Source organism: Paenibacillus sp. FSL R10-2736 (assembly GCF_038000245.1).
GTDB classification, from domain to species: domain Bacteria; phylum Bacillota; class Bacilli; order Paenibacillales; family Paenibacillaceae; genus Paenibacillus_AQ; species Paenibacillus_AQ phytohabitans.
The window spans coordinates 4,900,210-4,923,214 of the sequence record NZ_JBBOBN010000001.1 but is presented as its reverse complement, the minus strand read 5'-3'; the positions used below and the strand labels follow the sequence as shown (position 1 = coordinate 4,923,214).

Here is a 23,005-nt window from a genome sequence, read left to right as displayed (position 1 = left end):
GATCGTTGATGTCCAAACGCAGCCTCGCCTTCCCCCTGTCCTTAAGGACTTTTGAGAGTAAGCATAACATCTTCAGTGAAGTAAGCAAACCACACCAGATAACGGAGCCACTTGATAAACCATCCTATTCTAAAAAACTGAAAAATGGGGGAGCACATCTTCCCGGAATGCAAAACGAGCCTTGGAAGTGATTCCAGAGGCTCGTTATTAGAATCTTTTATTTAGTTAATTGTACAGTGGCTTTGTTGCCATAGGAGATTCCCTGCTTACAGCGCCTTATCATCAATGCTGTTCAGCCAGCTCTCAATATCCCCGATGACGGAGCTGACGCAGCCGTCCTCGAACGGTGAGATTAGTCCGGCAAGCTCTACCAGCTTCGTGAAGGACTGGCTTCCTCCAGCCTTGCAGAGGCGCAGATAATCCGACCATGCGGATTTGAAATCCTCATTCGAGCGTTTCCAGAACTGGAAGGCGCAGAGCTGGGCCAGCGTATAGTCAATATAGTAGAACGGGGAACGGTAGATATGCGCCTGCTTTTGCCAGAAGCCGCCCTGCTCCAGATAGACGTTGCCGTCATAATCACGGTGGGGCAGATATTTCTGCTCGATTTCCCGCCAGGCCTGCTTACGTTCAGCCGGAGTCGCCTCCGGGTGCTCATAGACAAAATGCTGGAACTCATCGACAGAGACACCATAAGGAATAAACAACAGACTCTCTGCCAGGTGGTTGAAGCGGTATTTGTCCGCATCCTGTTCGAAGAACTGGTCCATCCACGGCCAAGCGAAGAATTCCATACTCATCGAGTGGATTTCTGCGGCTTCAAAGGTTGGGAAAGCATATTCCGGAACACCGGAGTTGCGGCTGGAATACACCTGGAAGGCGTGCCCCACTTCATGGGTCAGCACATCAATATCCGCCGAGGTTCCGTTGAAGTTGGAGAAAATAAACGGTGCCTGATAGTCGCTGAAGTAGGTACAGTAACCGCCGAATTGCTTGCCCTTCTTGCTGACCAGATCCATCAGCCCGTTGTCCAGCATGAAGGTGAAGAACTCATCGGTTTCCGGTGACAGCTCCTTGTACATCTTCGCTCCGTTAGCCACAATCCAGTCAGCATCGCCCTTGGGTGTAGCATTCCCGGAATTGAAGCTAATGCCCTCATCGTAAAATTTCAATTCATCCAGACCCAGACGCTCTTTCTGGCGCTGCTTCAGCTTCGTTGCAAGAGGAACGATATTCTCAAGCACCTGCTTGCGGAAATTAGCAACCATCCCGGCATTGTAATCCGTACGCATCATCCGTTCATATCCCAGCTCCACGAAGCTGCTGTATCCAAGCTTGGCAGCTATGCTGGCCCGTACCTTGACGAGCTCATCATAAATCCGGTCGAGTTCCGGTTCATGCTCTGACATGAAGGCATATCTGGCTTCAAAAGCTCCCTGGCGCACAGAACGGTCCGTCGATGAATCATAAGGGATCAGCTGGGCCAGAGTGCGCTCTTCGCCGTCGAAGCTGATTTTGGCTGAAGCGATCAGCTGGGCGTATTCGGAGGACAGCTTGTTCTCGAGCTGCAGGTCTCCGATCACTTCAGGGCTGAAGGTGCGCAGTGAAATTTCGGCCAAGCTTAGCAGCTGTGTTCCCCATTCCTGCTCAAATTCGGCTCTGTACCTGGAATTCACAAGGGCTCTGTAATAATCCGTTATGTACTCCTGGACTACCGGACCGGTCTCATCCATGAAGTCCTGTTCAGCCTTGTAGAACTCATCCTCAGTATTAATCGAATGGCGGACGCTGACAATTGTCTCCATCGTGCCAAAGTTGCTGCGGAGCTCATTCATGGCGGCAACCGCAGCCTTCTGCTCCTCCAGACTGCCATTCTCCAGGCCTTTCAGCAAGGTTGTGAAATCGGTCTTAAATTGCTCCACATCCGGACGTTCATAACGGTATTCTGAGAATTTCATTGGATTATCAGCACCCTTTCTTTACCATATAAACCCCATTATATAATCGACTCCCGCAAAAAACCAACTTTTAGACAGTAAAGTTTAATTATATTTAATTTCTCAAGGCGAAAGGACAGTGAAACTTCCAAGTTGTGTTGCGGATAGTATTATTTTAGAATAGTAATGATCTGCATCCATAAAATGTAACTGTTACGGCGGCGCTCAGCGCTGCCCTGGGAGGTGAAGGACCATGTTTAGAATGAACCACTATGTGAACGGCACGCTCCATGCAAAGCCTGTGGAATAACTAAGGCGAAAGCTTGGCATGGAGCGGATAGTATTCGCCTGAAGTAACAGATAGGTACAGTTATTCATACAGGCTTTGCCCTTAAAAGATCAATTTTATTTTAAGGAGCGGGCCAAAGATGAAATGTGTAAATGCAGCAACGTTATTGCCAGACCACCTGCTGAAGGAAATTCAGCAATATATTCATGGGGAAGCCTTGTATATCCCCACCCGTCCGAGCAGCCGCAGAAAATGGGGCGAAAGCTCCGGTGCAGCCGGTTACTATAAGATCCGGAACGGGGAGATACGCAAATGCTTCCGTGAAGGCGCGGACATGAGCCAGTTGTGTGAGCAATATGGATTATCCATAGACAGCATCCGAAAAATCGTATATTCCAAGAACCCGCAGAGCTGATCTGCGGGTTCTTGCTGTGAGATAAAACAATTCTAGAAGAGCTTGGTATATAATGTCCTTTGCTTGTTCCGTAGAATGAAGGCATGACAGAGCCTCTGGAGGACGAAATGACTAAGAGAACAGGGAGAGCAGAATATAGAGCCTATACTCCGCAAGATATGATGAAGGTGCGGGAGTATATTTCGCGGGTCTACTCCAGGCTGAAACGGCCGAACAGCTGGTCCATTGCCCGCTGGGAGTTTGAAGTATTCTTTATTCAGAAGAGAGCGGGCATGTTGCCCGGCTGGGAGCAGCATATAGGACTGTGGGAAGATGAGGCGGGCGAGCTGGCCGCCGTTGTCTGCCGTGACGGGGACTACTATTTTCAGCTGGATACGCTGGAGCCGCAGGAGGAGTTGCTGGGCGAAATGTTCGAATTCATAGAAAAGAGTTCCAGTCCGGACAGCCCTAAGCTGGCCATTCCGAAATTCATGCCCGCGCTGGAAGCGATAGCGCGCAGCCGGGGATATAAGCTGCTGCGCAATGAAAGTGATAATATCATTTCGGTCGCGCTGGATCAGGAATTCCGGGCAGACCTTCCCCATGGCTTCACCCTTTGCTGCGGGGATGAAGTCAGTGACCGTGCGAAGGCGCAGGGGCATATTATGGCTTTTGACTATGCAGGCACGAAGAAAGCGGAGCAGACGCTGCAGCATTATGGCGGACTTCGGGAAGCACCGGGGTACCGCCCCGGGCTGGATCTGTCGCTGGTGAACGCTGCGGGAGAGGTCGTGGCCTTCTGCAATATTTTTGTGGATGAAGCGAATAGGATTGGCATGCTCGAGCCGGTAGGAACACATGTGAATTACAGAAGACAGGGGCTGGGCAGAGCCGTGATATATGAAGGCCTGAACCGTCTGCGGACGCTGGGCATGGTCAAAGCGTATACGGGGCCTATGCAGCCCTTTTACCGGAGGATTGGCTTTGCGCTGGAGGAAGAGATGACCATCTGGGAGAAACAACGCGGGTGAAAATGCGGGAATGAAATTGCAGGAATGAAATTGCAGGAATGAAATTAGGGAAAATAGTGTGGACTCTCCTCCTGGGGAGACTTTTGCAGCCCAGGCTCAATTGTAGGATAACCTTTGATAAGACGGGATTTGAAACAGTCAAGATGTTCAGCGGGGCAGGGACAGGTATCCAGCGCCACTTAGCCGTCGCAGTCCGGCTAAAAATCATATATAGAGAGTATAGTAGTTGAATTTGCACAGTGGCGGAAAGCCGCCGAAAGCCGCGGACTGAGATTCCGTTATTTTGGATTTATGGGCGGTTTTAGGTTGTTCGCGGACTGAAAATCCGTTATTTCTGCTCTAACGGGTGTTTTGGAGTGATTCAGGAGCAAATAAAGGAATCTCAGTCCGCGAGCTAGTGGAAAAGCCCCACTTTCAGCAAAATAAGCGCATCTCAGTCCGCTTCATTGGAGGGGCGTACCTACAGGAGTGCAGCTCAACAGTTATTCGCTTGCGGGGCGGGGCACTCCTGCGCTTGCAGGGGATTCCCGCCGTTACAGCCGAATCGTGTAAGTCCGCGCCCGATGTGAACCACTCGCGACATCAAGGATCTGCAGCGTAAGCGAGATCGTGAAGAATGCGTCTGGACTGACGGTCGCATATCTTGAGGTGCCGGGCAAGCTCCAGCGGAGTCAGCGGCCGCAGCATTCGCCGGGCCAGGCGGACGGTCTCTGCCTCCAGCCAGGATAAGGATGCTGATACGTCCGTGGCTATGAATCTGCCAATAAAAGCGAGCACCAGCTGCTGGCATAGCTGCGGTTCTTCGGTGATGGACGGGTATGCGATGGGCAGAAAGGTCCAGCCATCCAGTGCCAGCAGACAATGCCGTCTGCACAGGTCTTTGAATCTTCTGACATCCAGATCTCTGGCATGAGGGCTGAAGCCCTGGATCTCGATTCCGCCTTTTGCTCCACCTGGCATATACGCCAGATCCAAATAGCGGTAGCCGTTATTGAAATCCCGGACCTCCCATTCCGGAAAGAGATGATTGAAATTCTCGATAGCGGGAAACCAGACAGAGCGCAGAAATTCTCTGGTTCCGTGCCCTAGGCCTTTTTGGAGCAGCTCCAAGCGTATTGGACCTGTCTCTGCATGAATCTGTTCCTGCAGCCATTCATCATAGTGCTGTTCAAATCTCGACATTAGCGCTTCCTCCTACGAATAGTTTGACCCTTGATGTGATCTTGTTTGGATACAAGAAAAGCCGCCTCAATACAACGTATCTGGGGGTTAGCTCCAGACAAACGTTCTATTGCGGCGGCGTGTGCTTCACGACCTATACCGGTTATTATACCTCCCCATATTTAGGCCAGAAAGCGACTTGGATCATACTTGATCTTCCAATGATGTGATAAGGTGGGAAATCAGGGCTTGGTAAATACTAAGGAGGATTCAAGATTGAAGAAACACAGAGGTAAGCGAAGAATAGCTTTGCGGATCTTATGGTTTGGCCTGCTGCTAATCGTCCTGCTAATTGGAGTGGGATTCGTCTTCCCGACATGGACTCCAGGCATTAAAGGAAGCAAAAGTATAAGTACTCTGCAGCAGATTGAGATTAACGGCACCAGGCAGGAAGTGATGATACGGGGGAAGGACCGGAGTAATCCGCTGGTGATTTTTGTGCATGGCGGACCAGGGGTCCCGGAGACTCCGTATGTACGGAAATATCAGAATCTGCTGGAGCAGAATTTCACGGTTGTCCAGTATGATCAGAGGGGCAGCGGGAAGTCCTATCATTTCTCCGAGGATTATTCGAATTTGACTTCAGAATTATTAGTGGAGGACTTATTGGCCCTCACAGAATATCTTGAGCAGGAGTTTGACCAGAAGAAAGTGCTGCTGATCGGCCACTCCTACGGTACATACATAGCAACACAGGCGGTAAGTAAGGCGCCGGACAAGTTCAGTGCCTATATCGGGATTGGCCAGACGGCCAATTGGGTTAACAGCGAGCTGGAAAGTCTGCAATTCATGATCGATCAGGCGAGGCTTGCCGGCAATAACGCAGAGGCGGAGGAACTGGAGCACTTGAGGGAACCGGTTACAACAGGAGACGCGATTAGTCCCCGTGACAAAATCAGCAAATACGGCGGTTCAGTAAGACAGATTGACGACATCACGGATCTCTTCAAAGGTTTATTGTTCGGAAAGGAGTATAATTTGCTGGATGCCGTCCGCTTTTTCAAGGGGAATTCGATCTCGGAGCTTAACCTGCAGCCAGAGTTGTCAGAGCATGATATCACGGAGCTGGTGGATCAGATTGATATTCCCGTATATTTCGTGATGGGGCAATTCGATCTGATGACCTCGGTGAATGAAGCTCGTAAATACCTGGACGAGCTGGAGGCGCCGCAGAAGGAGTTCGTGGTGTTCGACCAGTCGGCGCATTATCCGCAGTTCGAAGAGAAAGAGAAGTTTGCACAGTGGCTGAACGAGACATGGGCTAAATTACCGCAATAGCGCACGTTCTCTGGGCGGCACACTAGCGATTGCAGCGGAAGCTGAGAAGAAAACGGCGCACTATCCTAATCCAAAGGACGGTGCTGCCGTTTCTTTTTTTGTATATAGTATCCTGACCTGCAGAAATTGCAGCTTGAAGCCGCTGTAGCGCAGCTTGCGCAAAGGCCATTGTATAAGTCTTTTAGCAAAAATATACTGTAACTGTAAGGAGAAGCGCAGGAGGCGATGGGCGATGAAAATTACAATTGAGAACGTTCCGGAGGGCGGTGAGCCTGAAATTATTCTAAGGTGCAACGACCCGGATGAATCTTTGCTCAGGTTAATCTACTCCGTGAACTCCAGCTCCAGAAAGCTGATCGGGATGACCGAGTTGCAGCTGCATATCATTAGTCCAAGGGATGTGTATTACTTTGAGGCGGTGGATCATAAGGTGTTCATTTATTGCCATGAGAAGGTGTACGAATCCCGGCTGAAGCTGTATGAGCTGGAGATGGATTACGAGCATGGGGATTTTTTCAGAGCATCCAAATCGACCATCCTGAATGTTGCCCGAATCCAATCACTCAGCCCGGTGCTATACGGCAGATATGAGGCGCTGCTGCAAAACGGTGAAAAGGTCTATATCTCCAGACAGTATGTTCCTGTGCTTAAACATAAATTAGGGTTGTAGCGGATGATTCGTGCTGGAAGAAACGAGCTGCTTAATATTCGGGAGGGAATATCATGATTACAACCGGTAAATATATATCTTTTTTCGTGAAAGATCTGTTAACGGCCTGCGGCTTTTTGACGGTACTTGCGGCGGTTGTGCTGGCTCTGAATTCTACGGAGACGATCAACGGCTCGCTGTTTATGCAGCTGTTCCTGGGGGCCTTGGCATTTACCTGCTTCCGTTATGCACTGGTGAATACCTATGAGGTTGATAAAAAAGTGCAGACAATCAGCTTCTACATTTGTTTTATCCTCGCCGATGTTTTTGTGATTCTATGGCTGTGGCTGTTCGCTACAGGTCCCCGGCTGCTCGATAACGGAGTACTGGTGCCGTTCGTCATCGTAATTCTCGTAGTCAAAACCATGGTTTACACAATGATGCACATTGACGGTAAAAGGGAAGCCAAGCAGCTGAACCAGAAGCTGGAGGAGTATAAGAAGGACGGGGATAAATAAGCAGTAAGAAGTTAGCGGTTAGCTTCAACAAGTGCAGCCTTATAAGCGAATATTCGAAAGCCGCCCCGGTGCCGGATTTGCCAGGGAGGCTTTTTATTTGGTTTATTGTATTTAGAGAACACACAAAAATCCTGTTACCATTCTGCAAATTAAGCGTAACTAAGACGGTGTTATACATAATCTTCCATGGAGCTGATATCATGCTGCTTAACAGATCATCACTGATAGAGATGATGAATGGTACGGGTGAACCAGAAGTCCGGCTTGAGAGATCACTTGATTTGTACCTGGAGCGGTTCGGACAGCTTGAGCCGCAGATCCGCGCTTTTGTCCCTGAAGCGGACGCTGAACTACGGCTTGGCCGGGAAAAAGCGCTGCTGCTGCATACTTACAGCGAAGCGGACAGCAAACAGCCTTTATTCGGCATTCCTGTGGCGGTTAAGGACTTGCTGCATGTGGAGGGACTGCCTACCCGGGCCGGTTCGCAGCTACCCGCGGATCTGCTGACCGGACCAGAGGGCTCTTTGGTCCTAAGACTCCGCTTACTCGGCGCGTTGATTGCCGGGAAGACAGTTACCGAGGAATTTGCCTATAACGGGCCTATTGCAACGCGTAATCCGCATAACACCGCGCATACTCCCGGCGGGTCAAGTGCAGGCTCAGCCGCTGCGGTTGCTGCGGGAATCTGCCCGCTGGCGGTCGGTACCCAGACACTGCGCTCAGTCATCGCTCCTGCATCCTTCTGCGGCGTGGTCGGATTCAAGCCGAGCTATGGCCGGGTTCCGCTGGACGGGGTGCTGCTGCTCTCGCCTTCTTTTGACACCATCGGGTTCTTCACTCAAGATTTGCCTGGTATGGAGGCCACCGCAGCTCTGCTTGTACCGGATTGGGAAGCCATTCCCGCTATATCTGACCGCAAGCCGGTCCTTGGCGTTCCCGCCGGGGTGTACATGGAGTTAATGAGTCCGGAAGTAAAAGCTGTCTTCATCGCTCAGATAGGGATACTCGAACAGCTGGGCTACCAAGTCCGCCACGTGGATATGCCCTGGAAGGATGAATTCATCTATGGAGATGCCATGATTCGGCTTATCGAGGGAGAACTGGCGCGGGAGCATGAGCATTGGTTCGCGGAGCATAGGGAGGAATACGGACTTCCAGTTCAGGAAGCTATCGTTAGAGGCAGGCAGATTCCAGATGAGGAGCTGGAGCAGTACCGGGGACAGCAGATGATTCTGCGGCGTGATCTGAAGGAACTTATGGTTCAGGAGGGCATCGACCTGTGGGTGTCGCCAGCCCAAGGAGGCACGGCACCCAAGGTAGAGGAGAATAATACAGGCTGGGCAGGAATGCCTGCCATCTGGGGATTCGCCGGATCGCCGTCAATCAGTCTGCCGGCTGCAACGATCGGGAGTATGCCGCTCGGCTTCCAGTGCATCGGCACCCATGGAGAGGACGAGACACTGTTAGCTTGGGCGCGGGAGCTCTGGCCTCACTTATGCACAAGCGCATAAGCCTCCAGCAATTTCTCCACAGGGATATCATTAATCCGCAGGCCGGAGATTTCACATTGCGAGATATTTACGCCGGACAGATCACAACCGGTGAAATGGCTTCCTGACAGATCGCAGCGCTCGAACCGGGCGGGCTTACCGGAAGCTCCCAGACTCGTATCATGGAAATGCACACCATCCAGTGCCAGCAGCGCAATTTCGCTGCCGCTTAATCTGGAATCGGCAATCAGGACGTCGGTCAGATTAAGATTGATGAACCGGGACCCGCTCAGGTTGCAGTCCGTAAACAGGCTGCCGTGCAGATTGCTGTTGTTGTAGCTGGCCGTCGCAAGATTCATGTTGTAGAAATCAGCCTTATCCATTGCACAGTTCTCAAACTCCGCTCCGGAGAGCCGCTGATCTTCAAACCGGATTCCCTGCTCCTCTGGAGCTGCCAGGGATCCGGTTATTTTCATATAGCCGTATTCATCCGGGGATTCGTAGATTCGCATATACCCGGATTTTTCATAGAAATGGTGGTTGCTCAGCTGTCTGCTGGAGGTTTCCAGCTTCCATGCCCGCACTTCAGGATACTCCGCTTCAAGGAAGGAGAGAATCTTCGAACCATAACCCCGGCCTTGATAGGAATGATCGATGTAAATTTTGTCTACCCGGGCATGTCTGCCTACTATATGTACGTTTGCACCACCAATGATCTGCGAGCCGTCTTCAATTACATAATAATCAGTTTCTCTTATGGCATACCTGTGTTGCTCAATTGAATCATAACCCGGCGGGCGGAGATTGTTGTCCTGCAGCGCTTCCCCCGGCAGCCAGCGCTGCATTTCCCGGTCAAATGTTCTTTTCATAACCGCAGCCAGTTGTTCGGAATCTTCCGGCACAGCTCTGCGAATATTCATAGCGTTCACTCCAGTTGGGTAATAGAATTATCTACAATTATAACGAAGCCTGAAGTGGAATGCCGGACAGAAATTGCGGATGTTACATACATACTCAGGAGGGACCTATGGAAATAAGAAAAGCTGTTGTAGCTGATGCGGCGGTCATTTTGGAGAATAGGCTTGTTTTTATTGAGGAGGTCACGCATGCCGTATTGCCGGCAAATTTCAAGGAAGAGACTTATGCTTATATTCAGGAGAATCTCGCCAATGGGAGGCTGGTTTGTTATATCGCTACTGAGCAGGACAGAATCATCTCCATAGCAGTCATGAGCACCTATGAAGTTCTGCCCACAGTCGGCAACCCCTCCGGTAAAAAAGGATATCTCTATAATGTGCATACTGCTGCAGCGTTCAGGAGACAGGGCTTGTCCACCCGTGTACTCCATACACTAATTGAAGAGGCTGAACACCTCGGTATAGCTGAAATATTCCTCGATTACACCGCAGACGGGAGAATGCTGTACGAGAAGTTAGGGTTTAAGTATTTGGAGAAAGAAATGGTTCTGAAAATACGTTAACGGATGAAATAATTGAGTGAAAGGATTGAACCGTCTGGAGGCTTGGACCAGAGATGACCTGTGGGTGTTGTTGTATAAGTTAAAATCCTGCAGGAAATACAACATTTCCGCTAGAATATCGACCCAAATCCCAAATTGTTGTATAAAATACAGCATTTCCTCTCCGCCCAGCAGATTAACGGGGAGATTCTTGTATTTCGTACAACAATTCTTATAAACTCTCAGGTAACTTTGCATTCGAGTTGTAATCCGTACAACATTTAGCAACCGCCCGTTTAACCGCGGGCCATTCATTGTTGATTTGGGATAAAAAATGCCCTTAAGCAAAAAGGAAGCGGGCTGCTTCCATTACGCTAAAGGGCTGCTCCCGTTATGCTTAAGGGCTGTTTCTACTTGCCGCCAGGCTTAGAGGCGCAGCGCTTCAGGAAGCGCACATCGATCTCGCCGCTGCCAGCAGTATTGGGCTTTAGGCCAAGGGAGAAGGCGTTCCGCTTCAGCAAGGACTTCACCTGGCCGGGCGTCAGGCAAGGGCGGAGCTGCAGCAGCTGCGCCGCTGCACCGGACACGATCGGCGTAGAGATGCTGGTGCCGGATAGCTTGAAATACTTCCTGCCAACCTTGTTTCCCGGCAGTTCGCGGACCAGCTGGGAGCCGGGTGCACGCAGGGAGATCACCGAATCGCCGGGGGCAACAAGATCAGGCTTCACCTTACCGCCGGGAGCCGGTCCTCGGCTGGAGTAGACGGCGATACGGTCGTCCTTTTGCGTCACCGTACGGCGGTCATTCACGGCTCCGACGGTGATGGCGGAGGGACTGATTCCGGGCGACTCAACCGTTCTGCGCCCAGGGCCGCTGTTGCCGGCGGCGATGACTACTGTGAGTCCGGCTTTGACGGCTTTCTCAACCGCCTGGACAAGAATATCATCCTTGGCAGAAGGGCTCACCGGTCCGCCGAAGGACATGGACAGGATGCGCAGCTTCAGCTTTTTGCGGCGGACCATGCACCATTCAATGGCTTTAATGATGGTGGAGTCATAACCGTCGCCGTTTTTGTCCAGCACCTTAATTCCGACGATCCCTGCTTCAGGTGCCGGCCCTCTGTATTTACCTTTGCTGGACCAGCCGTTCCCTGCGGCATCGCCGGTAATATGTGTGCCATGCCCGTTATCGTCATACGGACACTTCCGGTGATTGATATAATCCTTGAAGGCAATAATCCGGTTCACAGGCCGGGTCAGATCGGGATGCGGATACACACCGGTATCGAGCACGGCGATATTGATGCCTTTGCCGGTAAGCCCTCTTGAACGCTGAACGGCGGTGGCACCAATGGACGGGGTAGCGATATTTAAGGTGGTTTTTTTGATGCCATCAAGATAGACCTTGTGGACCCCGTTCCAGCAGCATACCTGCTCCAGACATTTGAGCGTAACCCGGGAGGCAACTGCGCGATGCAAAGGCAATTGATGTTTAATTGGAAAAGCGTGTGTCCCCAGATGCTTCTGCAGTGCCTTCATTCTGGCTGGAGTCAGCGGATGCTTGAACTGTATAATGACCGGAATGGCAGCCGGTTTCACGGTGGATGTATAGGACTTGCGGATCTTTTGCTTCAGCGGACGGTTAAGCTTGGCGGCATGATGCTGAACCCATAACTTATCAGTCATTAATGTGATCACCTCTATGGAAGCATAGTATGCGGCCGGGTGATCAGTGGGTACGAATCTATTAATATAGGACACTGCTACATTTCTATGAATATCAGGCAATAACGCGTGTCGGCCGGTTCTTCATTTGCATTTACTACTGTATTCCAACAGAAAGTGGTGAAGCAATTGAAAGAATCAGAGAAGAAAGCACTAATGGCAAAACGTCTCCTTATGGCCAAAAAAGCAAAAGCATCGGCGGTAGTAAGACCCAAGAGACGGCGGATCAAACAGGTTCTCACCAATTTCATCGTGCTCGCAGTAAATAACAACAATGTCCCTTATGAAACGCAAGGCTGGACGGCTACGTTGACCAGAAGCTCAGGCACGGTTACCACCGCACAGTTCGATGAATTCGGTGTAGCCCAATTTAACACAATCAGCACTCTGACAACTATCAGCTACACCCTTAGAATTATTGATGCGGATAATGTTCAGCGTACTCAGAAATTCGTCCCTGCCAACCGTGAGTTCTTTGTAGCCCGTTTCTAAGAGGCCGGCGCGTCCTGTTCTATACGGGGCGTGCCTTTTACTATACAGAATAATAGATATGATTCCTTGTACGTTTAAGCGAAATGTGAAATTATAGAAAAAAAGAGTTTTATCATACATAGCAGGGGGAACAACGATGAAAAGCTATTTTTTTCATAATGGAACTGCTTTATTGCATGTGCTGGAGAGCGGGATGCCGGGTGCTAAAGCACCGTCCCTGCTCGTGGTCAGCGGATTGTGGGAGCCGGCGGAGCGGGCGATTCCGCTGCTCAGCCATTTACCGGTCATGTAGTGGCTTTCAGCTTCCGCGGCCGCGGCTTAAGCTCTACACCGGATACAGGTTATGATCTGGAAGATCATTTATCCGATATTGAGGCTGTAGTTAACCATAGCCGTCTTACAAACTATATTGTACTCGGCTTCTCCCGGGGGGCTGCCTATTCTCTTGGCTGGAGTCTAAGGCATCAGGATCAGATGAGGGGCCTTATCCTGGTTGATCAACCGCCGGTTCACAGGGCCATGTCTCTTGAAACGGTGGAGTTCTGGAGCAGCCTTGTCTATCAGCAGGTCCTCTTCTGAACTATATCCGCCGGGAGGCTTGCAGGGAATGGGACGGGAAGCCCGTGAAGTGGACTTCTCGGCACAACTGCCGCAGCTTGCAATTCCCGTCACGCTGTTTGCCGGCAGGAATCCGGAATCTATGATCCCATCGGATATATCAGATGAGTAATGGAGAAGTACCGCACATTGGTGCCCTGCTGCACTGTAGTCGAATTTACACAGTCCGGGCATATGATTCCGGATGAAGAGCAGGCAAAGTATATAGCTGAGGTTGAGAGATGTATGTCTGAGACTTTTCGCTAAGAGGAGGTAAGTCTGTGTTTAACTGGATTCAGAATCATACGAGACTTGAGTATATCACGGAGCTGGAGCCTTTCGATTTCAGCAGCGTGACGGAGCAGGAGCGTATCCGCAGAATGGAGCCGCAGGAGCAGCCAGCTGAAATGACTGCACTCGCGCAATATTTCATAGCTGCCAGTGCCTGGCTAACGGAGAATATGTCTATTACGATCCCTATGCGCAATGAAGAAGCCGCGAAGCGGGTGCTGGAAGAGGTTATCCCGCATTTCAACAAGGTTCTGCAGTACACTGCTGCGGACAGAGGAAGTGGGATGGTTCTGCAGAAGCTGAAGCCGGCGTCCAAAGCACTCTTCGGGGCTGCACGCACCGCAGCGCTGCCGTTAATGGAAGATCTGTACCGGCATCATGATATCGGTGTATGGGATGCCGGCAAGCGGAGTATTGTGAATTATACCGTTAACCGTGCGGAGCTTGAACCCTGTGAAGGGCCGGAAATAGAGAAGCTGCAAGCCCTGCTGCATAAGCTGTATCTTGATCCGCCAGGGGAGGACTTTGGGCTGGCCCCGCTGGGCTGGAAGTTTGAGGATTCCCTTAAGGATTCCCTGATGCTGCGCTTCCTGGCAGGATTCACACCGCATCTGACGCTTGCTGTGGATTCCGGCACCATGGAAGTCATAAGCATTCATCTGTCCCGGGAGGAATTCAGCCGTCCGGTTCTGCTGCGCTCGGGATGGCCTAAGCCGCCGCGCAGGAATGGGGATTATCTGTATCTGGATCTCGGCAGGAAGCTCGTATATGTAGTCGATCTGAGCAAGCAGGCCAAGCTTGAGACATGGGCTGATCTGCATGAAGAGGCCCGGGTGTACCATATCCTGCCGGACGGGGATTTTGCCCGCTTCAATCACCTTACCGCTGAGCCGAAACCGGCTGGTGTGGGCTTATTCTTTGATACAAATACGATTGGCAGAATGCTGGAGACAATCAACCTTGAGCTGGAGTCTTTTTGAAATAATAAATACTATAGAGGATCAGCGGAATGACCAGGAAGTTGGCGAGCTGAATATAGAGCAGATAGTCGAGCAGCTTGAACATATCGAACAAATCCCGCGAGAACAGGTACGAGAAAAGTATCGTCAGCGCGCAGACATAATGCTCCTTGAACCGGATCTTCAGGCCCGACAGCCGGATCAGCTCCATCAGTGCAAAGAAGCAGACGATATAACGGATGAACCAGCCGGCGACCACCTGCAGCATGACGAATAGCTCACCGGCCTCCAGGAAGCCGAAGGCGCTGATAATCTGGGTCTGTGTCAGCTTGGGGAACAGCAGGTTGACCGCACGGTCCGGCCCGAAGGTAGTAATGACGCCAAGCATCGAGAAGATCTGCATCTGGATAATGAACAGCAGGGCAATCGACGTATGCAGGAGCAGCTTGGATTTGTCCCGCACACTGTCCAGGTAAGGGATCATAATGGTGACACAGCTCAGTGCGCCGAGAATCTTCAGGGTGCTCAGCAGCAGTGCAGGGGTTACTCCATGCTCCAGGATCGGATAGATATACTTCATGTCTTTGTATTTATGAGTCAGGAAGGCGAGCAGCATACCGGACAGGCTGATGAAGAAGATCACCACAATTGTCGTAATCGTTACGGAAGCAATCCCTTTTTTGACCACATAGACCGTCGCTACCGCAGTCACCAATATAAAGACCCATACAGGCGTGAACAGCTGGAAACCGGTGTGAATGACACTGGCCTCGGCGCCCGCACTCTCAAATATAGTTAATAGAAGGGTCAGCAAAAACAGCACGGAAAAAAAGCCGCCGCCCCATTTGCCGAGCGATTTCGCATAGATGTCGAGCAGGTTATAATTTTTAGTCCTCTTCTTAATCGTCAGAATAACCCACATGTAAACAAGAATACAGGCTGAAGCGGCAATCATGGCAATCCAGGTATCTCTTCCGCCTAGCCGGATGAATGACGAGGGGAAGGTCTTAAGAGTGACAATCGCCAGGCTGCAGATGATGAAAAACAGATGTTTGGAGTTCATACTTCCCACTAGTACGCCTTCTCTCAGAAAAATCTAGACTTAACCTCTAGTATGGTCCGCTGTAAGGAATATTATTCCGGGAATCCGGCATACTATCCCTACCACTTAAGAAGGGCGGGAAACCGGATGACCGTACAGGCGAGTGAGCTTTCCTCTATACTAAGCGGCTGCTTTGATTTCATTAAGCGGGATATCGTGATGAACGATGCTGTCATTACTCTCTTTTATATAGAGACCATTTGTGATTCTACCTATATCAGCCAATATATTATCGAGCCGCTGTCGCAGGCGGCAGGCGGGATTACCAGCAGGGAAGAGGTGGGTAAGGCCATCTATGCCGCTAAATTCGGGGAGGTCCGGGATGCGGACGAGGCGCTTGAGCATCTGCTGGCAGGTGATCCGGTGCTGATTTTTGAGCAGCTCCAGTATGCTGTTTATTTTGACGCACGCAAGCTGGAATCCCGTCCGGTCGAGAAATCGCAGTTCGAAGCGTCGCTCGTCGGCTCGAACGAGAGCTTCAATGAGCTGCTGGTTAACAATGTCAGCCTGATCCGCAAACGGATGGCTACGCAGACGCTGAAGATCGAAAGCCATATTCTGGGCAAGCAGTCGAAGACGCAGGCGGTTCTGCTCTATGTGGAGGGGACGGCTCCGGAGGATCTTGTCGCGACTGTCCGCCAGAAACTGGAGGCTATGGACAATGAATTCGTGCTGGGAGCACAGTATGTTGCGGAAGCGTTAAGTCCGGGCAAGACGCTGTTCGATACCATAGGATACACCGAGAAGCCCGATGCGATAGTTGCCAAGCTGTTTGAGGGCAGAATCTCCGTAATTGTGAATGGAACACCGTTTGCACTGACCGCGCCCTGTTTCTTTTTTGAGAACCTGCAGTCCCCGGATGATTATGCCACCAACAGGCTGTTTGTTACGCTGCTGCGCTGTGTGAGATTCGGCTCTGTGCTGGTATCGCTGCTCCTGCCTGGATTCTATGTGGCGCTGACAACGCATCACTTCTCGCTGATTCCTTCGGCGTTTGTATTCAAGCTTGCCGTGTCCCGTTCGGGGGTGCCTTTTCCGACAGTGGTGGAAGCGGTCCTGATGTTCCTGTTCTTCGAGCTCTCCCGGGAAGCGGGACGGCGGCTGCCGCATCAGATCGGACAAGCGCTCAGCATTGTAGGTGCCCTGATTCTGGGCGATGCCGCTGTCGGCGCCGGACTGGCTTCCCAGGCTACGGTGGTCGTGACAGGGATTTATGCCATTACTTCGTTCATTAATCCGCGCCTGACCTCGGCCATTTCTGTATGGGCAGTGTTCTCTATCATCATGTCTGCCTGCTTCGGACTGCACGGCTTCTATCTGGGATTCATCCTGCTGGTGGCCCATCTGGGATCGCTAAGATCCTGTGATTATCCGTATCTGTTCCCGCTGGGCACCGAGAAATCGTTCCGCGCCGCCAATCTGGATGTGCTGGTCCGGGGACCGCTGAGCAAAGTATCGAAACCCTTCCTGTACCGGGGCAGAAAATGATCAAGGCGCTCCGCAGAAAAGTACTCGTCACACTGATGCTGGCGGTGCTGCCCCTCCTGCTGGCTTCCTGCTTGGGTTACAGAGATCTTGACCACATCGCATTCGTGACCTCCATTCTGATTGATCAGGATGAGGAGGAGAATCTCGTTTTTTATTTTGAGACGCTGAACTCCATCCGCAACTCCTCCAAAGAGGCGAACCAGGAGGAGCGGATTGTATATAAAATAGCGACCCAGAATCCGGGTGATGCAATCAACCGGCTGGAGACCCACACCAGTGCCCCGGTTACCCTTGCCCACAACAAAGTAATCCTCTTCACGGAACGCTTTGCGGCGGGCGGGCTGGACCAGGCATTTGATATTTTTGACCGGTGGCAGGAATCCAGCACACGTACACTTCTGGGCGTGTATGTAGGAGAGACAGAGGATTTCATCAAGCCCAACCACGAGGAAGAGGTTATGACCGGCCTGTATCTCTATGATATGCTTGGCAACAAAGCATCCGTAACCTCCTATGGCGTCAAGCTGAACATCAAGGAGTTCATGAATCAGAAGATTATCGGTGATCATGTGAATTCCATGTCAATCATGAATGTGTCCAAGGATAAGGATACTAAGGGGCAGTATTTCCTGGACGGCCTGGCGCTGATTAAAGATTATAGAATGGTAGGCAGACTGAGCAGCGAGAAGTCCATCTACTTCAACTTCCTGCTCGATAACGAGGTATCGGGCAATATCAATACGCAGAATCCCGAGGACCGGACGAAGACGGTGAGCCTGCTGCTGCAGAATAACCGCTACAAGTCCAGGCTCGATTATAAAGACGGCATGCTAAAGATGGAGATCATCCTTAAGCTGAACACCGATGTATCCTTAATCCAGGGGAAGCTGAAGCTGAACGAGGAGAATATTGCGAAGCTGGAGGCGTCCATGGCAGCGAAGATCAGAGCCGATTGTCTGGCACTGTTTCAGAAATGGAAGGATAAAGGGACCGATATTTTTGATATCCAGGAGAAGTTTGACCGGAAATATCCTAAGCTCGCCGGCCGGAATATCATCGGGAGTACAGAGCTCGACCTTAAGGTTACGGTAGATATTAACGGCACGACAACGCTTAGGGATGCGGAATAGCAATATGATAATTATAGAAGCTGTTATCACGGCCATAAGGGCTGAGGTTACAGCTTCTTTTTGTATGACAGATTTCATGCCGCGAATAAGCGGATTGCACGGGCTGTTGTATCTTTTGTCAAGATTTAATGCGTAATATTTATAAAATATTGTTCGATTATACAAACCAATCCGCAAATTTTAGCTATAATGACAATAAACCTGCCACGAACATTTCAAAGCCGGAGCATTAAAGATATAATGTGGCCATAGGTATAGGTATGATACAGTGCGGAAATGCCCGTAATTACGCAGCCTAAAGATGCCAGCGAAAGGTCTGAGGATGATGAGCCTGGAAGCCTTGAATGAACGTGTGAAGACCGATCTTTCCTACCTTGCCTATGGCGGCACGGACTGGGTACGCCCTCTGGAGCATCCCGAAGGCCATGTCTATGATGTTGTGATTGTGGGCGGGGGGCAGAGCGGATTAGGCGCAGCCTTCGGCCTGCTGCGTGAACGGATATCCAACATTCTGATTATTGATGAGAACAGTGACGGGCAGGAAGGTCCTTGGGAAACGTACGCGCGGATGGTGACTCTGCGCACGCCCAAGCATTTGACCTCCATTGATCTGGGCATTTCATCGCTCACCTTCCGCTCCTGGTGGGAAGCGCAGAAGGGAACAGCAGCCTGGGATGAATTAGGCAAAATCCCCCGCGGCGACTGGATGAATTATCTGCGCTGGTACCGGCAGATTCTGCAGCTGCCGGTGATCAATGAGGTGCAGCTTAAGCTGATCGAGCCTGGTGAGGACGGGATCTACCGGCTGCGGATTGCCGGAGCGGGTGCCCCGTCCGGTCTGCTGTTGGCGCGTAAGATCGTACTGGCCACAGGTATCCAGGGCGGAGGCGAGTGGCATGTCCCGCCGATGATTGCGGAGCATCTGCCGGAGCATCTGTATGCACATACCTCGCAGAAGATTGATTTCGCCGCTCTCCGCGGCAAGCGGGTAGCGATTCTCGGCGGCGGGGCCTCGGCCTTCGACAATGCTAACTTCGTCCTTACTGAAGGAGCGGCGGAAGCGCATGTGTTTGTCCGCCGCGAACAGCTGCCGAATGTCAATCCGATCCGCCAGATGGAGGTTTCGGGCATGATTGAACGGTTCCATGCCTTAGCGGATGCAGATAAATATGCGGTGATCTCGCATTTCTTCAATTATAATCAGCCGCCAACGAACGACACCTTTGCACGGGCGGCGGCCTGGCCCGGCTTCCGGCTGCATCTCGGTTCTCCCTGGCATAGTGTGGCGGCTTCCGGAGAAGAAGCGGTAGTGACTACGCCTAAGGGTGAATTCAGCTTCGACTTCCTGATTGTCAGCACCGGGCTGCTCAGTGATCCCGCCCTGCGGCCGGAGCTGCAGCAGGTCGAAGCTCATATTGCCCGCTGGCGCGACCGCTATGAGGCGCCGGCTGGAGCGGCGAATGCGCTGCTGGATGCGCATCCGTACCTCAGCCCGGGGTTTGCGCTGCAGAGCCGGGATGAGGCAGGCCGCAAGCTGCTGCATGGAATATTCATCTTCAATTATTCGGCCCTGGCCAGCTGCGGCTTATCGGCATCGGCGATCTCCGGCCTGAAGAATGCGATACCGAAGCTTGTCTGTGGTGTAGCCGACCAGTTGTTCATGGATGACCGTCAGCAGACCCTGCAGGCGTATTATGATTACGACGAGATTGAGTTTACCGGCAAATAATACAAGAAGAGGCTGTACCGGAGGTCAGGAAGACCTTTGGTACAGCCTTTGTGCTGTGGAGCGTGTCCAGAGAATTGGCCTGGTGCTTACATGCTGCTGCCTGGCAGCCGGGTCTAGGTTGTGATCCTGGCATACACCGCGAAGAACAGCGCCAGCTCGCCCATGATCAGCACATTCGGAACATGGATTACGAGATCCAGCACGTAGAAGCAGATCAGGATAGCGGTGAGCAGCGCCAGATGCTTAACCCCCAGCCGGTGCTGCTTATGTCTGTAGACATGGAAGACCAGTGTGGTCGAAGCGAAGTAGAGCAGGACTGAGCCGAAGAGCAGATTCAGCATCAGGTCATAATGAAGCTTATTCAGGAAGAGCAGCTGGATCGATGCGGCAAGCATACATAACGACAGATAGATAAACAGATGTCCGTAGATAATGGTCTGTCCGGCCGTTTGAATATGCATATCCACCTTCTTCTCCAGGTTGTCATAATACTGCCACCACATCGCGATAATCAGCACGAAGGTGAGGGCGGCGAAGCCGACAGATTGTCCGGTCCAGGTACTGGACTGCAGTACGGCAAGAATGCTGACAACAGATTCACCCAGGAGAATTAAAGCGAACAGTGAGAACCGCTCCAGCAGATGATGGGTATTGGCAGGAGTCTTCACAAGAATCCGCCGCCCGGTCAGCGGGAGAATAATGTCCAGCGCAATCCCGGCGTACAGCACGGCATACCGGAGCCAGGAATCGAAGAACAGCGAACAGGCCGAAATCACCAGTCCGATCCAAAAGCGTGTTCCCAAATAACGGGCAGTATTCCGCAGATGGCCGCTTTCTTTGGAATGTGCGTAGTGATACTGGACGGCGGTCATGATCCGGAGTCCGAGATAGCCAATCAGAAACGGCAGATAGTTGGCATCGAAATCCACAGACAGGCTGGCTGTCATAATCAGCACGAAGAATAATTGGATGATCAGAAAAATCCGGTGCGCCACCGTATCCTGTCCATAACGGTTGACGAAAAGCGTCTGGCCTACCCAGGCCCACCAAATCGGAATGAAGATCAGTACGAATTTGCCCAGTGTCTCCAGAGAGAGAACCTCGTCTTCTACATGCAGAAGCACATGGCTGGCCTTGGAGACCGCAGCGACAAACAGCAAATCATAGAAGAGCTCCAGCCAGGTTACTTTTTTGATAATCATTCTGCAAGTCTCCTTTGCCGTATGTTTACCGGAGCAGTCCGGTTAACAAGTATAATAAAGGCTCTGGATAGAAGAAGGCAAGACAGCAGGTGGATTAATCCAGGTTCATTCCGGCGGCAATTGACCTGGGCTGCGCTCTCACGGATAATATAGAGGTTCATATTCTTTACAGGATCGGGGTAGAAGCATGTCATATCGTAATATGGAAGAATGCATTATTGACTTGGAGAAGCACGGACATTTAATTCGCATACATGAGGAAGTTGACCCGCATCTGGAGATGGCGGCGATCCATATGAAGGTCTATGAAGCGGGCGGTCCCGCGCTGCTGTTCGAGAATGTCCGGGGCTCGAAGTACCGCGCGGTATCGAATCTGTTCGGGACGATCGAGCGCAGCAAATTCATCTTCCGGGATACCTGGCAATCCTCCCAGGATGTTATCGCTTTGCGCAGCAATCCCATGAAGGCGCTAAAGCAGCCTTTTAAATACATTGGAACCGCCCTTGCAGCCAGAAAAGCACTTCCGCTGAAGAAACAGGGCAGTGCTCCTGCCGGTTTCGAGGAGATTCAAATCTCCGATCTTCCCCAGATCAAGCACTGGCAGGGAGACGGAGGGGCATTTGTCACGCTTCCGCAGGTATATTCGGAAGATCCGGACAAGCCGGGGATCATGAACTCCAATCTCGGGATGTACCGGATTCAGCTTAGCGGCAATGAGTACGAGATGAACAAAGAGGTCGGTGTACATTACCAGATTCACCGCGGCATCGGCATACATCAGTCCCAGGCCAATAAACGCGGCGAGCCGCTCAAGGTGAGCTGCTTCATCGGCGGGCCTCCGGCACATACGCTCTCGGCGGTGATGCCGCTGCCGGAAGGCCTCAGCGAGATGACCTTTGCCGGGCTGCTGGCCGGACGCCACTTCCGCTACACCTATGTGGACGGATTCTGCATCAGCAGCGATGCCGATTTCGTAATTACTGGAGAGATCCATCCCGGTGAGACGAAGCCGGAAGGTCCGTTCGGGGATCATCTGGGCTACTACAGCCTGACCCATCCGTTTCCGGTGATGAGAGTGCATAAGGTCTATGCCAAGCGAGGGGCCATCTTCCCGTTCACGGTTGTCGGCCGTCCGCCGCAGGAAGACACCGCCTTCGGAGAATTGATCCACGAGCTGACCGGCGGGGCGATCCAGTCGGAGGTTCCGGGCGTCAAAGAAGTACATGCCGTAGATGCCTCGGGAGTGCATCCGCTGCTATTCGCCATCGGCAGTGAACGCTATACGCCTTATCAGCAGCTTAAGCAGCCGGCGGAGCTGCTGACCATCGCCAACCGGATTCTCGGAACCGGACAGCTCAGTCTGGCGAAATATCTGTTCATCACTGCAGAAGAGGACCAGCCGGTCAGCACGCATGATATTGAAGGTTTCCTGACGTATATCCTGGAGCGGATTAATCTGCACCGCGATATTCACTTCCAGACGAATACTACCATTGATACACTGGATTATTCCGGCACCGGAATCAACAGCGGCAGTAAGGTGGTATTCGCTGCGGTAGGCGAGCAGAAGCGGAGCCTATGCACGGAAGTGCCCGGGATTCTGCAGGCACAGCAGAGCTGGGGACCGGCGGCGATGATTATGCCGGGTGTTGTGGCGCTGCAAGGCAAGCCGTTCGCGGATTACCAGTCAGCAGCAGAGGAAATCGCCGGCCTGTGTGCCGCCATTGCAGAGCAGGGGCCGCTCGATTCCTGCCCGATGATCATTCTGTGCGACGACAGCGGGTTCATGTCGGAGCATCTGAACAATTTCCTGTGGGCGACCTTTACGCGGAGCAATCCTTCCCATGATATCCACGGGGTGAACAGCAGGGTAGAGCATAAACATTGGGCCTGCGATAATATCATTATCGATGCCCGGGTGAAGCCGCATCAGGCGCCGCCGTTAATCCCCGACCCTGAGGTGCAGAAGAATATACAGCGGGTATTTGCTCCCGGAGCCAGCCTGGGCGGTATGCGGGGATAGAA

At 51.8% G+C, this 23,005-nt stretch carries 21 protein-coding genes and 1 pseudogene; 16 read left to right on the top strand and 6 right to left on the bottom strand.

Annotated elements, in window-relative coordinates:
- Window positions 1–266: 266 nt before the first annotated feature.
- A complete protein-coding gene (locus NSQ73_RS21245; protein WP_340988064.1) occupies window positions 267–1,958 on the bottom strand; it encodes a M3 family oligoendopeptidase in 1,692 nt (563 codons plus the stop codon).
- A 407-nt stretch (window positions 1,959–2,365) separates the two neighbouring features.
- On the opposite strand from NSQ73_RS21245, the gene NSQ73_RS21240 reads away from it, so the two are divergent.
- Together NSQ73_RS21240 and NSQ73_RS21235 are read left to right on the top strand one after the other, a co-directional pair.
- On the top strand, window positions 2,366–2,641 hold the full coding sequence (locus NSQ73_RS21240; protein ID WP_039305165.1) for a CD3324 family protein: 276 nt from the start codon (window positions 2,366–2,368) through the stop codon (window positions 2,639–2,641).
- Between the two features lie 107 nt (window positions 2,642–2,748).
- On the top strand, window positions 2,749–3,651 hold the full coding sequence (locus tag NSQ73_RS21235) for a GNAT family N-acetyltransferase (protein ID WP_340988063.1): 903 nt from the start codon (window positions 2,749–2,751) through the stop codon (window positions 3,649–3,651).
- Window positions 3,652–4,184: 533 nt separating this feature from the next.
- Here NSQ73_RS21235 and NSQ73_RS21230 read toward each other — a convergent pair.
- Window positions 4,185–4,833, bottom strand: a pseudogene (locus NSQ73_RS21230) (transcriptional regulator).
- 255 nt (window positions 4,834–5,088) lie between these two features.
- Between NSQ73_RS21230 and NSQ73_RS21225 the strand changes: the two are divergent.
- The 4 genes from NSQ73_RS21225 (at window position 5,089) to NSQ73_RS21210 (ending at window position 8,828) form a co-directional block, all read left to right on the top strand.
- Window positions 5,089–6,150, top strand: coding sequence for an alpha/beta fold hydrolase (locus NSQ73_RS21225; protein ID WP_340988062.1), 1,062 nt, complete (start codon window positions 5,089–5,091; stop codon window positions 6,148–6,150).
- A gap of 232 nt (window positions 6,151–6,382) precedes the next feature.
- Entirely contained in the window at window positions 6,383–6,820 is a 438-nt protein-coding gene (locus NSQ73_RS21220; protein WP_340988061.1) for a LytTR family DNA-binding domain-containing protein, read from the top strand.
- Window positions 6,821–6,873: 53 nt separating this feature from the next.
- The gene (locus NSQ73_RS21215) at window positions 6,874–7,317 is read left to right on the top strand and encodes a hypothetical protein (RefSeq protein WP_340988060.1); all 444 of its coding nucleotides are present in this window, start codon (window positions 6,874–6,876) and stop codon (window positions 7,315–7,317) included.
- A gap of 200 nt (window positions 7,318–7,517) precedes the next feature.
- On the top strand, window positions 7,518–8,828 hold the full coding sequence (locus tag NSQ73_RS21210) for an amidase (RefSeq protein WP_340988059.1): 1,311 nt from the start codon (window positions 7,518–7,520) through the stop codon (window positions 8,826–8,828).
- Here the strand turns inward: NSQ73_RS21210 and NSQ73_RS21205 are convergent.
- A complete protein-coding gene (locus NSQ73_RS21205) occupies window positions 8,807–9,727 on the bottom strand; it encodes a GNAT family N-acetyltransferase (protein ID WP_340988058.1) in 921 nt (306 codons plus the stop codon). The genes NSQ73_RS21210 and NSQ73_RS21205 overlap by 22 nt on opposite strands.
- A gap of 107 nt (window positions 9,728–9,834) precedes the next feature.
- Here NSQ73_RS21205 and NSQ73_RS21200 point away from each other — a divergent pair, with 107 nt between their 5' ends.
- Window positions 9,835–10,287, top strand: coding sequence for a GNAT family N-acetyltransferase (locus NSQ73_RS21200; protein ID WP_340988057.1), 453 nt, complete (start codon window positions 9,835–9,837; stop codon window positions 10,285–10,287).
- A 389-nt stretch (window positions 10,288–10,676) separates the two neighbouring features.
- Here NSQ73_RS21200 and NSQ73_RS21195 read toward each other — a convergent pair whose 3' ends face one another.
- On the bottom strand, window positions 10,677–11,951 hold the full coding sequence (locus tag NSQ73_RS21195; protein WP_340988056.1) for a S8 family peptidase: 1,275 nt from the start codon (window positions 11,949–11,951) through the stop codon (window positions 10,677–10,679).
- Between the two features lie 195 nt (window positions 11,952–12,146).
- Here NSQ73_RS21195 and NSQ73_RS21190 point away from each other — a divergent pair, with 195 nt between their 5' ends.
- The 5 genes from NSQ73_RS21190 (at window position 12,147) to NSQ73_RS21170 (ending at window position 14,350) form a co-directional block, all read left to right on the top strand.
- Entirely contained in the window at window positions 12,147–12,482 is a 336-nt protein-coding gene (locus NSQ73_RS21190; RefSeq protein ID WP_052421773.1) for a hypothetical protein, read from the top strand.
- A 136-nt stretch (window positions 12,483–12,618) separates the two neighbouring features.
- Window positions 12,619–12,774, top strand: coding sequence for a hypothetical protein (locus NSQ73_RS21185; protein ID WP_340988055.1), 156 nt, complete (start codon window positions 12,619–12,621; stop codon window positions 12,772–12,774).
- Complete coding sequence (locus NSQ73_RS21180; RefSeq protein ID WP_340988053.1) at window positions 12,774–13,061, top strand: alpha/beta fold hydrolase; 288 nt, start codon at window positions 12,774–12,776, stop codon at window positions 13,059–13,061. The genes NSQ73_RS21185 and NSQ73_RS21180 overlap by 1 nt, the downstream gene beginning before the upstream one ends.
- A 28-nt stretch (window positions 13,062–13,089) precedes the next feature.
- Window positions 13,090–13,212, top strand: a complete 123-nt coding sequence (locus NSQ73_RS21175) for a hypothetical protein (protein ID WP_340988052.1) — start codon at window positions 13,090–13,092, stop codon at window positions 13,210–13,212.
- A gap of 148 nt (window positions 13,213–13,360) precedes the next feature.
- Window positions 13,361–14,350 carry a hypothetical protein gene (locus NSQ73_RS21170; protein WP_340988051.1) on the top strand — a complete coding sequence of 330 codons (990 nt, stop codon included), beginning with the start codon at window positions 13,361–13,363 and terminating at the stop codon, window positions 14,348–14,350.
- Here NSQ73_RS21170 and NSQ73_RS21165 read toward each other — a convergent pair.
- On the bottom strand, window positions 14,325–15,392 hold the full coding sequence (locus NSQ73_RS21165) for a GerAB/ArcD/ProY family transporter (protein WP_042140976.1): 1,068 nt from the start codon (window positions 15,390–15,392) through the stop codon (window positions 14,325–14,327). The genes NSQ73_RS21170 and NSQ73_RS21165 overlap by 26 nt on opposite strands.
- Before the next feature lie 126 nt (window positions 15,393–15,518).
- Here NSQ73_RS21165 and NSQ73_RS21160 point away from each other — a divergent pair, with 126 nt between their 5' ends.
- From NSQ73_RS21160 to NSQ73_RS21150, 3 genes are all read left to right on the top strand, one after another.
- On the top strand, window positions 15,519–16,919 hold the full coding sequence (locus tag NSQ73_RS21160; RefSeq protein WP_340988049.1) for a spore germination protein: 1,401 nt from the start codon (window positions 15,519–15,521) through the stop codon (window positions 16,917–16,919).
- On the top strand, window positions 16,916–18,049 hold the full coding sequence (locus NSQ73_RS21155; protein ID WP_340988047.1) for a Ger(x)C family spore germination protein: 1,134 nt from the start codon (window positions 16,916–16,918) through the stop codon (window positions 18,047–18,049). The genes NSQ73_RS21160 and NSQ73_RS21155 overlap by 4 nt, the downstream gene beginning before the upstream one ends.
- Before the next feature lie 325 nt (window positions 18,050–18,374).
- Window positions 18,375–19,778, top strand: coding sequence for an NAD(P)/FAD-dependent oxidoreductase (locus NSQ73_RS21150; RefSeq protein ID WP_340989348.1), 1,404 nt, complete (start codon window positions 18,375–18,377; stop codon window positions 19,776–19,778).
- 113 nt (window positions 19,779–19,891) lie between these two features.
- Here the strand turns inward: NSQ73_RS21150 and NSQ73_RS21145 are convergent, their stop codons facing one another.
- Window positions 19,892–20,980: a low temperature requirement protein A gene (locus NSQ73_RS21145; RefSeq protein ID WP_042135514.1), complete on the bottom strand. Its 1,089-nt coding sequence runs from the start codon at window positions 20,978–20,980 to the stop codon at window positions 19,892–19,894.
- Window positions 20,981–21,167: 187 nt separating this feature from the next.
- Here NSQ73_RS21145 and NSQ73_RS21140 point away from each other — a divergent pair, with 187 nt between their 5' ends.
- The gene (locus tag NSQ73_RS21140; protein WP_340988045.1) at window positions 21,168–23,003 is read left to right on the top strand and encodes a UbiD family decarboxylase; all 1,836 of its coding nucleotides are present in this window, start codon (window positions 21,168–21,170) and stop codon (window positions 23,001–23,003) included.
- Window positions 23,004–23,005 lie beyond the last annotated feature (2 nt).

Bases quoted from the DNA above. Each gene is read 5' to 3' on its own strand.
- NSQ73_RS21245 (WP_340988064.1), bottom strand. From the start codon at position 1,958: ATGAAATTCTCAGAATACCGTTATGAACGTCCGGATGTGGAGCAATTT.
- NSQ73_RS21240 (WP_039305165.1), top strand. From the start codon at position 2,366: ATGAAATGTGTAAATGCAGCAACGTTATTGCCAGACCACCTGCTGAAG.
- NSQ73_RS21235 (WP_340988063.1), top strand. From the start codon at position 2,749: ATGACTAAGAGAACAGGGAGAGCAGAATATAGAGCCTATACTCCGCAA.
- NSQ73_RS21220 (WP_340988061.1), top strand. From the start codon at position 6,383: ATGAAAATTACAATTGAGAACGTTCCGGAGGGCGGTGAGCCTGAAATT.
- NSQ73_RS21215 (WP_340988060.1), top strand. From the start codon at position 6,874: ATGATTACAACCGGTAAATATATATCTTTTTTCGTGAAAGATCTGTTA.
- NSQ73_RS21210 (WP_340988059.1), top strand. From the start codon at position 7,518: ATGCTGCTTAACAGATCATCACTGATAGAGATGATGAATGGTACGGGT.
- NSQ73_RS21205 (WP_340988058.1), bottom strand. From the start codon at position 9,727: ATGAATATTCGCAGAGCTGTGCCGGAAGATTCCGAACAACTGGCTGCG.
- NSQ73_RS21200 (WP_340988057.1), top strand. From the start codon at position 9,835: ATGGAAATAAGAAAAGCTGTTGTAGCTGATGCGGCGGTCATTTTGGAG.
- NSQ73_RS21195 (WP_340988056.1), bottom strand. From the start codon at position 11,951: ATGACTGATAAGTTATGGGTTCAGCATCATGCCGCCAAGCTTAACCGT.
- NSQ73_RS21190 (WP_052421773.1), top strand. From the start codon at position 12,147: ATGGCAAAACGTCTCCTTATGGCCAAAAAAGCAAAAGCATCGGCGGTA.
- NSQ73_RS21185 (WP_340988055.1), top strand. From the start codon at position 12,619: ATGAAAAGCTATTTTTTTCATAATGGAACTGCTTTATTGCATGTGCTG.
- NSQ73_RS21175 (WP_340988052.1), top strand. From the start codon at position 13,090: ATGGGACGGGAAGCCCGTGAAGTGGACTTCTCGGCACAACTGCCGCAG.
- NSQ73_RS21165 (WP_042140976.1), bottom strand. From the start codon at position 15,392: ATGAACTCCAAACATCTGTTTTTCATCATCTGCAGCCTGGCGATTGTC.
- NSQ73_RS21160 (WP_340988049.1), top strand. From the start codon at position 15,519: ATGACCGTACAGGCGAGTGAGCTTTCCTCTATACTAAGCGGCTGCTTT.
- NSQ73_RS21155 (WP_340988047.1), top strand. From the start codon at position 16,916: ATGATCAAGGCGCTCCGCAGAAAAGTACTCGTCACACTGATGCTGGCG.
- NSQ73_RS21150 (WP_340989348.1), top strand. From the start codon at position 18,375: ATGAGCCTGGAAGCCTTGAATGAACGTGTGAAGACCGATCTTTCCTAC.
- NSQ73_RS21145 (WP_042135514.1), bottom strand. From the start codon at position 20,980: ATGATTATCAAAAAAGTAACCTGGCTGGAGCTCTTCTATGATTTGCTG.
- NSQ73_RS21140 (WP_340988045.1), top strand. From the start codon at position 21,168: ATGTCATATCGTAATATGGAAGAATGCATTATTGACTTGGAGAAGCAC.